Origin of the sequence: Dokdonella sp. (genome assembly GCF_035703485.1) — a bacterium.
GTDB lineage: Bacteria > Pseudomonadota > Gammaproteobacteria > Xanthomonadales > Rhodanobacteraceae > Dokdonella.
Map to the genome: position 1 here is coordinate 1 of NZ_DASSYD010000090.1, position 13,340 is coordinate 13,340.

Here is a 13,340-nt window from a genome sequence, read left to right on the forward strand (position 1 = left end):
AGCACGCCGAGCCAGAGGACGCCGGCAATGATGATGCTCACGTCAGGCAGCATGGAACATGCTTTCCTGATTCTGAATCGACATCAATGGGAAACCGTGGAATCGCAGGTTCGCGCCGGAAGCCGCCTTCAGTGCGCATCGAGGATCCCGTCGGAAAACCTCATGCGGAATGTTGCGGAGCGACCGCAATGTTCCGGGGCGAACCCTGCGCCATGATCGTCTTGGGCCGATCATGGCGAAGTTCCGGAGCGTGCCGGAGCACCCCACACTGAAAGCGACTTCTGCCGCGAATCCAGTAGGACGAAGCAGCGAACCGAATCGTCGCAACAATCGCTGGCCTATTCCAGTGGCGCACCCAGCGCCGCTGCGACATTTGCCATCCAGCGCATCTGCACGCCCTGGCGAGTGTCGTAGTTTGTTCCGGAAAATCCCCACCAGTCCCAACATGCTTTTGGATTCAACGGCGCATAACTCGCGCGGGTCTGAGGGTATAACACGATCAGATGGCGGGCATCAGCCCAGCGGTTGTAGCCGGCGTCACGAACAAATGCCTCGCCCACGGCGGCTGCGTTTTGCTGGCAGCCGTGCAAGGCGATATGCAATCCGCAGGTCTCACCGGCCGCGCAAGCTTTGGGAACATAGAGGTAACCAGTATCAGCCAGCAGCGCGTCCTTGCCCTGCGGCAAGTAGGTGTTCTGATCGAAGCGCAGCAACTCACCTTGTGCCGTTGGCGCAACCGTTGGTGAATCGGAATAGAGCCTGGCCAGGATCTCGCCCGCGCCATCGAATCCACACTTGCCAAGATACGGCTCGGCACTCGTCGTGCACTCCAGGCCTGTGGACTCGGTAGGAAACGTATGGGCGGTTTCGCGTGCCATGTCTTCCTCGACTATGGCGCCACCGAGCTTGCGATAGATTTCCGCACTGTCTTCGCTGATTGTCGCGGCGACGGTCTGATCGAGCGTGCCGTGCATGGCGAACACCTTGTCGCCGGCCAATCCACTCAAGGGAGCGATGGCACCGCTGGCAGCACGGGATTTCACCATTTCTGCCAGCGCGTCGACATCCGGAAGCTTGTCCTGAGCAGGCTTGAGGCAGCTTGACAATGCCGTCTCGAGACTGCCTTGCGCACACCCATAGGGGCCACCAGCAATCATGGCGACCCCGGCGATATGGTCGGAGAAAGCCATATGCACCTGGGTCGCCATATAAGCCCCGGACGACAGCCCCGAAACCGTCGTACGCGACCCATCAAGCGTGAAGCTCGGCAGCGGCGCATCGGCTTGACGTGATGCACAGCCGGTACCCGCAATCAGCCCCGCCAACACCCAGCCTGCTGCCAGGCGCGACGGGACCCATCGTTTCCACAACACATTCATCAGGATTTGCTCAGAATGAATAGCGCGCGGTCAAGGTGTACTGGCGCGGAGGACCATAGAAGCCGGTCAACACACCCAGCGCAGAGTTGATGTTGTAGCCGGTGGTGCGGTATTCGCGATCGGCCAGGTTGGTGCCTTGCAGCGAGAACATCCAGTTGTCATTGGTGCGCCAGATTACGCCGGCATTGATCAAGCCATAGCCGCCCTGGGTGATCGGATCGGCGATGCTGGTGATTTCGGTGGTTGCGACGACTTCGCTCTGATAGTTGTAGCCGAGACGAAAGGCGAGATTGCCCCCATCACCGATTGGCGTGTTGTACTCGATGTTGATCGCACCGGACTGCTTGGGTGCATTGGTGAACTCCTGCTGGTTGGCGATGTTCACACCCGCATAGTTGAACTCGTCGTACTTGGTTTTCAGGTAGGCGAGGTTGCCGCTGATCAGCCAGTTCTGCGACAACAGCCACTGGTATTCAAATTCGACACCCTGGGCCGTGCCCTTGCCGGCGTTGGTGAAATCACCGAAGAACGCGTCATCGATGCCGTCGCCATCGCTATCGAAGGCGGTGAACACGGACAACTGGATGTCTTCGTACTTGTTGTGGAATACGGCCAGATTGAGGAACAGGCTGTCATCTAGCAGCGAGAACTTGCCACCAACCTCGAACGTATCGACTTTCTCGTCCTTGAATGGCTCCGCGGAACGCGGGACTGCGGTCGCCTGGGCGCGAATGTTGTAACCGCCAGACTTGAAGCCGCGCGAGAACGAACCGTAGACCATGGCCTCGGGCGAAATCTGATAATCCAGCGACAACTTCGGTGACGTATTCTTGAAATTGATGGTCTTGTCGAAATCGGCAACAACCGCAGTCGGTGTCGTGTAAGTGCCATCCGAATAGCCGCGATTGAGCACGTCGGCGCGCTTGTCTTCATCGGTGTAGCGAATGCCGGCATCAAGCTTGAGACGATCTGTCAGATCGAAAGTCCAGTCGCCGTAGAGAGCGATACTGTCGGTGTAGACCGTGCCCTGGGTATCGCCGAACAGCAGACCGAAGAAGTTGTTGAGAACCTGACCACCCGCGTCGCCATCGAAACTGTAGATGCCGAACACGCCGCGCGAGCGGCCACCGGCGTCATAGTTGAACTGCAGCTCATTGGTAGTCTGACTGTCACTGTAGAAGGCCTTGACGTCGGCAATCGGCGCCTGAGTCGTGTCAAAGTCGATGTTGGTCTCGGTATCCGAGGAGCGATAGGCGAGGATGTACTTCATGTTCCAATCGTCATTGATTCTCCAGCTCGCCGTGGCCGAAATGCCGTCCATGCTGGTGTCATTGATATTGGGCATGCCATTGCGTACGTCGTAGCGAGAATCCAGAGGCGGCGCGGTCGGCACGAAGCGGTTCGGAGCCAGCATTTTCGCGCCACGGACACCGGATTGATCGTCCATCCAGTCATAGTTGAATACGATATTGAAAGCATCGTTCGGGAAGATGCCGAAACTGATGCGCGCGGCATTCACTTCCTTGTCGCTGACCTGCTGCCTGGTCACAATGTTTTTACCGAATCCGTCACGGTTCATGCTCGCCACGGAAATGCGCGCGCGGAACATGCCGTCCTTGTCGAACGCACCGCCCACAGCGGCCTTGGCGTCGAGTTCGCTGTAGTTTCCGACCGTAATCTGACCGTAGCCGTTGAAATTCGGGCTCAATGGCTTGGAGATGTACTTGATCGCACCACCGATGGTGTTCTTGCCGTACAAGGTCCCCTGGGGGCCACGCAACACTTCGATGCGCTCAACGTCAAACACATCGAGCAAGGCACCCTGTGGTCGTGCGATATAGACATCGTCGAGATAAATGCCGACACCAGGATCGACACCCCACAGTGGATCGGATTGACCGACACCGCGGATATAGGCGGTGATCGTGCTGCTTGATCCGCGCGCCGCATAGATGGTCAGGTTCGGCACTTGGCTACCCAGGTCGCTGAGATCTTCGATGTTGAGGGTGTCGACACTCTCCGGCGTAAACGCGGTGACAGCCACCGGTACATCCATCAATGTTTCAGTCCGCTTGCGCGCCGTCACGGTAATGCCTTCCAGCCTGGTTACCTTGTCCGTTTTCGCTTCGTCGGTACTGCTGTCATCCGTTGCACTTTGAGCGTGCACGCTGACGCTGCAGGCCATTCCAAGGACGATGCTGATGGCAAGACTCATCGGGTTGCGCTTCATGATTTGACTCTCTCTTTAGATATGGTGCGGCAATCGGCAAATCCGTGCACAGTCATCGCCATGCTGCGGAAATCGGACAGCTCACAGTCTGCCGCCAGATGAAGTGCACAACACTTGTACCTTGGTACAGTGGGCCTCGACCGCATCAACTCGTGATACTGCCCCCTGATCGCGCCTACCGCGCGCTGGACTGGAGTTTCCACGGATGTCCCTGTTGATCGTGCTGGCTGCGCTGGCGTTCCTGATGTTTGTTGCCTATCGCGGCTACAGCGTGATCCTGTTTGCCCCGATCGCCGCTCTCGGTGCTGTGTTGCTGACCGATCCATCACTGGTCGCGCCGATGTTCACCGGCCTGTTCATGGACAAGATGGTCGGTTTCCTCAAGCTCTACTTTCCGGTATTCCTGCTCGGCGCGGTGTTTGGCAAGCTGATCGAGATCTCGGGCTTCTCGAAATCCATTGTCGCTGCAACGATTCGCGTCGTCGGCGCGCAACGCGCAATGCTGTCGATCGTGCTGGTCTGTGCGTTGCTGACCTACGGCGGCGTCTCGTTGTTTGTTGTCGTGTTTGCTGTCTATCCGTTCGCCGCCGAACTGTTCCGCCAGAGCGATATTCCCAAGCGCCTGATTCCCGGCACCATCGCGCTCGGCGCTTTCACCTTCACCATGGATGCCCTGCCCGGTACACCGCAGATCCAGAACATCATCCCGGCACCGTTTTTCGGCACGACCAGTTGGGCGGCACCGGTCCTCGGCACCATCGGCGGCATCTTCATCCTGATCGTTGGCATGCTCTACCTGGAGTCACGGCGTCGGCGCGCCGCAGCGTTGGGCGAAGGCTATGGCGACAATCTGCTCAACGAACCCGCGCCGTTCTCCGGCCACAAGCTCGCCCATCCGTTGATTGCAATCCTGCCGCTGGTCGTGGTCGCTGTCGCCAACTTCCTGTTCACGCGCTGGATTCCGGCGTTCTACGGCGAAACCCAATCGTTCATTCCCTCGGTGATCGGCTCACCGGCACCGATTGTCCAGGAAGTATCGAAAATCGCCGCGATCTGGGCCGTGCAAGGTGCATTGATTGCCGGCATCCTCTGCGTGATCGTCTTTGCCTGGCGCAACGTCATCGTGAGTTTCGCCGAAGGCACCAAGAATGCCATCAGCGGTGCCTTGCTGGCATCCATGAACACCGCCTCCGAGTACGGCTTCGGTGCCGTGATCGCCGCATTGCCGGGCTTTCTCGCCGTGGCCACGGCACTCAAGTCAATTCCGAACCCGCTGGTCAACGAAGCGGTATCGGTAACCGCCCTGGCCGGCATCACCGGCTCGGCCTCCGGCGGCATGAGCATTGCGCTGGCGGCGATGGCCGACAGCTTCATCGCCAATGCCAACGCCGCCGGGATTCCGATGGAGGTCCTCCATCGTGTCGCCTCGATGGCCTCGGGCGGCATGGATACCCTGCCCCACAACGGTGCCGTGATCACCCTGCTCGCCGTCACCGGGCTCAGTCACCGGCAGAGTTACAAGGACATCTTCGCCATCACCCTGATCAAGACGACCTCGGTGTTCGTCATCATCGGTCTGTATTACCTGACCGGCTGGGTTTGAACGTGCAAACAAGTTCGCGGATACGGACTACCCGGCAGGTGTGACGCGGTTGGCAGTTGTGAGCGGAATGAATCGACACGTGCCGATTTCATTTGTCGCGATACTGATTCGGTCGACGCCAACAGGTGCGACACACGCGTCAGCGACAAGCGACTTGAACTCGCAACCTCTCAAGTCATCTGAACCGTTCGTTGACTGACCACTTCGGCCACATGAAGTCATCGCTGGAATCGACCTGTCGCTCCCAACGGCTTGTTTGCGGCCAGTAGACAAAGGGGATCCATCCATGCGAATCCAATCGATTGCATTCTTGCTGCTCGTGTTCGCCTCCGGCGCGCAGGCAGCCAATTTTGTCATCAGCACAACGGCCGACAGCGGCGCCGGATCGTTGCGCCAGGCCATTCTCAGCTCGAACGCGCCCGCCGCTGGCGTGCATACGATGACCTTCTCTGCAGCGTTTCCAGATAACGGCGTGATCCTGCTCGACAGCAACCTGCCGCAGATTCTTTCGCAAAGCCTGATCATCATGGGCGACAGCAAGCAGCCACGCATCGACGGGCGATCACTGCACACGATCTTCAACATCAGCGCTGGCACTTCGACCTTCGAAATCAGTGATCTCGTCCTGCAAAACGCGCAGGCGCCCGAACATGGCGCCTGCGTCAACTCCGGAAGCGGCTCAAGCATCGGCCAGTTTCGTGCAGAACGCGTCACCTTCAGCAACTGCCAGGCCAATGGCGCGAGCCTGATTCGGGGTGGAGCCGTTTATTGGAATCGCTCAGGCGGTAGCATTTCGCTGATCGACAGCAAACTGCTGAACAACGGCGTGACCGCCACCGCAAGCAATGGCGAAAGCGACGGCGGCGCAATCTATACCAACGCCAATCTGAACACGCTGCGCAGTGTATTCGAAGGCAACAGCGCGTCGGCGACCAGCGGTGGCGGACTCGGTGGTGCAATCGCCCTGGTCGGTAGTGGCGGCTTCAGCACGATCAATGATTCGACCTTTCTTTTCAACGGCGCATCGCCGGGCATGCCGATATTCGGTTTCGGCGGAGCGGTGTTCGTCGGTTGCAACGACTGCTCGACACAGATCGTACGCAGCTATCTGCGCGGAAATTCAGCCAACGTCGGTGGTGCGATCTATGCGCGCAAACCCAGTACCGGAACGCTTGACGTCTTTCTCACACTGGTCAACTCGACCTTCTACAACAGCAGCGTGGTCGACAGTGGCGGGGCGGTCTACGTCGGAACGAGGGTGAGTCTCAGCGCATCGAACAATACCTTCTACAACGGCGATGCAAGCGACGGCGCACACCTGAGCTTTGCCAGCACCGCCGAGGTCAGCTATTTCCGCGCCAACCTGCTCGCACCCAGCTTCGCAGGGACCGCCTGTACGGGAACACCAACCATCGTCAACCCCGGCTTCGTCAACTTCAACCTGTTTTCCGACCCAAGCTGCACCAGTCTGGCGACCGGCGCGCTGCCGAATTCGCCGCTTGGTAGCGTCTTTGTCGATGAGCGACCGGGGCAGATCGGCGTGCTCCGCTTCAGCGGCAGCGCGGTGATCGACAGTATCGCCAATGCCGCTATCTGCGAACCACGCGACGCGCGCTTTCAGGTTCGACCGATCGATGGCGACGGCAATGGAACGGCCGAATGCGATGTGGGTGCATACGAAGATCCTCGCGACTTCATCTTCCGTGACGGCTTCGAATAATCGAACGCCATTCGCACCCTTCAAGCGGATTGTCCGCGCACAAAAAAAGCGAATCGCGATTGCTCGCGATTCGCTTGGTATTATCAGGCAGATTATGGTGTCAATTCGAATCCGTCGGCGAAGATCTCATCGGTCAGGACCGCACAACCCTGCACTTTGACGTCATCAAGAGCAAAGCCATCCGGTGCGCGTCCGACCGATCGATCGCTACTCATGCGGAAGCGGAAATTCACGGTCTGCCCGGCATAGGCATCCAGACTGACGACATAGCGCTGCCATTCCTGTGGATCACCGCACCACGCGTCGAGACCACCCAGCGGATTGTCCCATGAGGTACTGATCGGACCCTGATACTGGCCGACCAGCAGATCAGCATTCGTGATCTGGGTCCACGAGCTGCCACTATCGGTCGAGATTTCGAGAATCGCGCCATCGAAACAACCGCCACTGCGGTCCTCGATCAGCTGACGATTCCAGAACAGCAGGCTCAACGGGGTCTGTCCGGTCGGCAATACCATCGCCGGCGAAACCAGTCTCTGATCGGAGACCGAACCGAGGTCTGCGGCCAGGAATGCCTTCGATCCACTGTGCGGATTGATGCTGGTCTCAGCCCAGGTATTTTGCGTACCCGAACTGGTCCAGGCGGAATTGTCACCTTCGAAATCCGTCGAATAGGCATTCTGAGCGGTCGAGCCCAGCGAGCAATCGCCTGGTAGCGGCAGCGTCGTGAACGCGAATGTCGAAGAGGACAGTGTCTCACCGCACTCGTTCTGTGCCGTCACCCGCCAGTAGTACTGAGCCGAGCTGTCGAGACTGGTTCCGACCACGTGCGAGTTCGTCGCCGAACTGCTTGTGTAGATGACGTTGCTGAAACCGGCATCCGTGGCGATTTCGATCTGATAGGTGGAGGCCTGCACGGCCGCATCCCAAGTCAAGGTCGGACTCAGATCGACATTGGCCGACGCATCGGCCGGCGAAGTCAGGACGAAGGCATCCGGATTGGCGGTAACCAGATCAAGGGCGACGCTCCGCGCCTTGATCTCGGCACCGGCTGTTCCGGTCACATCAACGGAGTACGGTCCGGCGGCGACACTGGCCAGATTGCCGATCGTCAAACTGCTGTTGCCTGGCAGACTGACGGGATTGGTCGAAAACGCAGTGGTCGTGCCGGCGGGATTTCCTGTTGCGACGAGGCTGACGTCCGTGTTGAAGCCGAGTATCGAACCCAGCGAGACATTGAACGGTACCGACGAAGTGGATGCGGTACATACGCTGACCGAGACCGGATCAATGGCCATCGTGAACGTCGGGTTCTGCGCACAATTGTTGCAAACCACGGCAAAGTCCTGATCCGTCGTATCGCCGACGTTCGGAACGCCATCGCCGGCGATATTGAGAGCCTTGATCCGGATCGTCACTGTATCGTCAGTTCCGGACGGCAGGAACACCGCTTCGTAATTGTTCTTGTTGTCGGCCGAACCACCGGTCGTGCTCCATTGACCGCTGAAGCGATTGCCGAGATAGGTGGTCGCGCCGACATCGACTTCGAGATCAAGATTGTTGACCTGCGGGCTGGTGCCGATCGCACCGGCCGCGTCGGTGTACGCCAATGTGATTCGCAATGGTTTGGCCGGGTCAGCCACCGCACCGACCCAGGTCCAGACCTCGCCAGTGTTGTCGAGAATTTGCGTCTGATTGACCACGAAGGTCGGCGTGTCGCTGAACATGTCACCAAGGTTCGGCATGCCGTAACCCTGGGTGTTGCTCGGCAGATCGCCATTCGCCGCAACTCCGGTGAGATACGTCGGGAATGCCATCAACCAGGCCTTCATCAAGGCCGGTGACGGTGCCGACGGGGTGGCGCCATCGAACGACAGCGCGCCCTGGCCGTTGGCGATCCACCACCAAACCAGAGAGGCAACACCGGAAATGGCCGGTGTCGAATGGCTGGTTCCTGATGATGCCGCATAGGTCGCATTGCCTACCGGTCGCGCGGCATCACAAGTGCTCGAGCCAGCGGTTGGATTGGCCCGTGTGCCAGTGATATGTGTGCCGGGTGCGATGACCTCCGGTTTGATGCGAGTCCCTGGAGCCGGCCCACGCGATGAGAAGCTGATGACGTCCATGGCATTGTCCGCGCCGGTTGGCCCGATCTGGCAGCCATCGGTCCAGCTGCCATTCTCATCGGTCGGACGCTGGTTCTCCGATGCACCCACGGTGATCATGTTCTTGCCATTGCCTGGAGTGCCGACGGTGCCGGGACCCGATCCGCTGTTGCCTGCGGCGAACACGGTTATCAATTCCTGGTTGCCGGGCGCGGCGAGGTCGGCGTCTCGCGTGCCGACGTCATAGGCTTGCGAGCCATCGTCGTATTGCGAAGCACAACTCGAACAGCCCCAGGAGTTCGACGAAATTCGTGCGCCGGCCGTATAACTCGCCTTGATCGTGCCGGTATCGGTGTTGCCACAGGCGCTTTCATCGAAATTGCCGTTGGAGTTGAAGATACGCGTGCCGCCGATACGGCCGTAGGGATTCATGCCGAGTCCACGCTGGAACTCGCCCGGGAAGCGTGCGCCCGGTGTTGACGCGTTGGCTCGCAAATCATAGCCGAGCGCAATGTTCGCGTTGATATGGCCATGGCCTTCAACCGTGCCGTTGGCACTAGCCGCGCCGCAGGTCTGGTTGTAGACGAGGCGCGATGGATTGGATGCCTGACCAAGCTCATGCAGGGTCGGGTCGCCGGAATTCGTCGTACGGTTGCCGATTCCGTCATCGGTGATGTCGACAACGGGATAGGCTCCAGCAGTGGACGGGAAGCCAAGCGCATCCAGCCAGGGCAGATAGCCCGCTCCCAGCGGTCCGCTTTGGCTTCCGTTGAAGTAGCCGCGGATGATTTGCGACTGCACCTCATCGTTCAGTTCACGCTTGTGAACCTCGCCAACCCAATACACATCGGGCAGCTCGATAATCTGGCGAACCTGATCGAGCGTGACACTGAATTTCGCGTTTTCGAAGGCGAGAATCGACTCCCAGTCGCTGTCCGATTTCAGGCCCATGGCCTCAAGCGCGCGGCGCGCGGTGCTGCCAGCATGCCGGTAGAGCTGAACGGTGACCGGCACCCGCGTGGATGACGGCTCGCTGGCCTGCAGCCGATCGAATAGTGAAGTACCGAGTTTGACAAAGGACGGCAGCGGCTTGCTGAACTGCAGGGTCGTGCGCGTATCTGCCATCTGCGAAAGCTGCGTTCGCGCTGCCTGATTGGCCCAGACCAGATAGCCATTGCTCTCGACATATTGCACCGGCACGGCGCCGGTCGCACGAACCTGATCCAGCCATTCCTGTTTCAGCGGACCGACGAACTGGATGATTTGCAGCGCTGAACCGCTGGGCTGTTTCAAGGAGAACCCGCTCGGTGCAGTCCATGCGGATTGCTGGGTATCCAGTCGCAGACGATCAAACTGCAGCACATCGGCTTCATTCAATGCATAGGCACCGGCAGCGTTTCGCGGAACCGAAGCGAGGTTGCCCCGATAAAGCGAGAACGATCCGTAATCCGCAATGCGCTCATAGCCGGCAGGCACAGGCACACCTGCGGGAATGACAATTTTTCCGATATCGGCTGCATAAGCAACCGAACACGACGCTGCAATTGCAGCGGCAAGCAATGACATCTTTTTCATCGAGAATCCCCAAGCCAGTGGACGCCGACACCACCCTTGCCGACAAGTTCGAGCTGCCGATTTAGCACATTGCATGGCAACTTGATAGCCCCGCCCATCAAGACAACGCTGATCAAGTGGCACAACCGTCATGGCATGCAGAGAGTTCGCCAATCGTGCTGCGTGGTGCGGCTGACCGACCTTCCGGTTGGCACCTGTTTCAATAGCGTCATTTGCTCAGCGCTGCCTTGACTCGGCGTTGCGTATGGATTGGACGCAAGTTCAGCCTGAAGATTGAAGCGTCAAGCACTGGCCAGTCCTTCGACCCGCGCGACCCGGTCGCCGCATTCCGAACTCGATGGCTTACGAATCGGGGTGAAAGTGATAGCGGTTCTTGCCAGCATTCTTGGCCGAGTACATCGCGACATCGGCAGCTTTCATCAGTTGCGCTGCATTGCGTCCATGGTCAGGGAAAATAGCCATACCGAACGATGCACTGAACTGGTGGGTACGTCCGTCAATCACCGTCGAACGGCTGAACTCGGCAACGAGGTTGCGGCCAAGGCGGTCGAGAACATCACGCAATGGCGCCGCTGCATCATCCACTAACCGCACGATCAGGATGAATTCATCGCCTCCCAGACGCGCGGGCTTGGTCTCAAGTTCGTCGATGGAATTGACGACTTCACGCAAGCGACCAGCGAACCTGCACAACAATTTGTCACCTGCATCGTGACCCCAGGTGTCATTGATCGGTTTGAAGTCATCGATATCCGCCAGAATCAAGGCGAATTCCGCGCCATCGCTTTGGGCTATCGCGCGTTCGAGATTTTCACGAAAGGCGCGGCGATTGGCCAAGCCAGTCAGCGCATCGGAGTTGGCGATATGGCGGATATTCCGATCTCGCCTGGCGATGCCTTCGGTCATGCGCTCGAAGGCTCGCACCAGCTCACCGACTTCATCATTGTTGTCGCGTTCCGGAAAGTTCGTGGCGAGATTGCCTGCCTCCACTTCGCGCGCGGCCTGGGCGAGCCTGCGAATCGGTCGAATCAACGAATGCTGCATGACAATGCTGATGACAATCCCCAACGCAAGCGCGAGAAGCATCAGGATCACCGCGGCGATCAGATAACGCCAACCAATTTCGGCCAGATGGTCGGCGAGTTGCGCGGAGGCCTGATCCTCGTATCGCCTGACCGATTTCAGTGAATAGCCGATGCGTACGCCGCCGAGGCGCTGGTCGCCAATCCGGACCGGCGCGGAAACATCAAAGACATCACCCTCCTGCTGAATCAGCAGACCGTCTGCCTTGATAACCGGCGCTGCGAGCGGATCGGTCATGACCTGCCCATAGCTGGCGATACCGTCGCTGCCATCATGGATGATGGCACCGGAGGAATCGTAGACGATCACGTAGTTGACATCGGGTTGCACAAGCACGTCGCGGACGATGCGCCCGATTTTTTCCAGGTCGAAGGTGTAGAGCGGATTGACCAGAGCTTCGGCGGTGTTCGCGCCGACCGCTTTGGCCTGGTCGCGCAAGCGATCGAGGACCAGTGTCTGGATTGAATGACGACTGAGCTCAAGAACTTCCTTGCGCATCGACCATTGCCGCTGAAGCACGATGGCCAGGGTGACAATCGACACCAGCAAGGCAATCCCGACCAGGGTCAGAAATCTCACCTGAAGTCCGAAGCGCGGCTTCATTCGATTTCCGAATTGACCTGGGCGATACCAGCTCGCAGGCGTTTCAGGTCATCAAGGTCTCGTGCATCCGGATTGTAGAATCGCAACGATTGATGATACGGCTCCAGCCGGCGGGTCGCGTCCGGATCCCCGGCAATTCCGAGCAGGATTTCATGCAATCGTGCGCGGATCGCAGGATTCAGATCCTTGCGCACCACTTCGACTCCACGAGGCACCTCCGCACTCTCACGCAGGATGACGAAATCGGATTTGAAGAATTCCGGAATATGCTCCGGATTTGTCCAGTCCAGATTGCTGACGGCTCCGACATCGACCAGCCCCTTGTGCACCCAGGTCGCGATATTTCTTTCGGTCCGGGCAAATACGAAGCCTACCGAGTCGTGGGCCGGCGTATCGAAAGGCGAGCCGAGAATTTCCATCGGCATGCCTTGATCGAGCAGTTCCATTGCCGGGATGAAATAGGCACTTGTTGAAGTCCGGTTCTGGAAGGCAATTCGATGACCACTCAACTGATTGATGGATTTGATCTCGCTATCACGGCGGGCGAAATAAATCGTTCGATAACGACGAATACCATTGCGCTCGGAAAGCACCAGCGTCTGGGCGTCTGCACGCTGCTGGAGCAGCATCGCACCCGCTGCTGTCTCCGAAACCCAGTCAACACGTCCGCGGCGCAGATAACTGGCCATTTGCAATGCATCCTTGGCGATCAGGACACGGCCCTGCTGGATGCCCACATCGCCCATGCGCCCGGCAACATGGTCGACCAGCGCCTTCATTGATTCGTACTGCGACTTCGGGTCATCACTGACCCGACCCAAGACAAGTACGCCCGCAGCATCATCGGCTCGCACCGGAGCAGCCGAGGCGAAGCAGAGCCAAAACACCGCAAACAGGTGCATGCATGGAGAAGCCAATCGAAACACGTCGCTACCCTTCAAGAACACGGGAAAGAGTATCCGAAAGCCGGAATCAGCGTCATGCCTGGAAACCAAGGTTTGCAGATTCGAACGAACAGGCCTCCGTAAAGCATCAAGGCGTA

7 protein-coding genes are annotated in these 13,340 nt (G+C 58.7%); 2 read left to right on the forward strand and 5 right to left on the reverse strand.

The features are described from left to right. Positions 1 to 338: 338 nt before the first annotated feature. Positions 339 to 1,379 carry a PHB depolymerase family esterase gene (locus VFN25_RS06670; RefSeq protein ID WP_325140113.1) on the reverse strand — a complete coding sequence of 347 codons (1,041 nt, stop codon included), beginning with the start codon at positions 1,377 to 1,379 and terminating at the stop codon, positions 339 to 341. 10 nt (positions 1,380 to 1,389) lie between these two features. Beyond that, positions 1,390 to 3,609, reverse strand: coding sequence for a TonB-dependent receptor (locus VFN25_RS06675; protein WP_325140116.1), 2,220 nt, complete (start codon positions 3,607 to 3,609; stop codon positions 1,390 to 1,392). A 205-nt stretch (positions 3,610 to 3,814) separates the two neighbouring features. Here VFN25_RS06675 and VFN25_RS06680 point away from each other — a divergent pair, with 205 nt between their 5' ends. Next, positions 3,815 to 5,212, forward strand: a complete 1,398-nt coding sequence (locus VFN25_RS06680) for a GntP family permease (RefSeq protein WP_325140118.1) — start codon at positions 3,815 to 3,817, stop codon at positions 5,210 to 5,212. 286 nt (positions 5,213 to 5,498) lie between these two features. Beyond that, positions 5,499 to 6,932 carry a hypothetical protein gene (locus tag VFN25_RS06685; RefSeq protein WP_325140120.1) on the forward strand — a complete coding sequence of 478 codons (1,434 nt, stop codon included), beginning with the start codon at positions 5,499 to 5,501 and terminating at the stop codon, positions 6,930 to 6,932. A 92-nt stretch (positions 6,933 to 7,024) separates the two neighbouring features. On the opposite strand, the gene VFN25_RS06690 is transcribed toward VFN25_RS06685, so the two are convergent. From VFN25_RS06690 to VFN25_RS06700, 3 genes are all read right to left on the reverse strand, one after another. Continuing rightward, on the reverse strand, positions 7,025 to 10,612 hold the full coding sequence (locus tag VFN25_RS06690) for a S8 family serine peptidase (RefSeq protein WP_325140122.1): 3,588 nt from the start codon (positions 10,610 to 10,612) through the stop codon (positions 7,025 to 7,027). A gap of 342 nt (positions 10,613 to 10,954) precedes the next feature. Continuing rightward, positions 10,955 to 12,298, reverse strand: coding sequence for a diguanylate cyclase domain-containing protein (locus VFN25_RS06695; protein WP_325140124.1), 1,344 nt, complete (start codon positions 12,296 to 12,298; stop codon positions 10,955 to 10,957). Further along, entirely contained in the window at positions 12,295 to 13,200 is a 906-nt protein-coding gene (locus VFN25_RS06700; RefSeq protein ID WP_325140126.1) for a phosphate/phosphite/phosphonate ABC transporter substrate-binding protein, read from the reverse strand. Before VFN25_RS06700 ends, VFN25_RS06695 begins: the two co-directional genes overlap by 4 nt. Positions 13,201 to 13,340 lie beyond the last annotated feature (140 nt).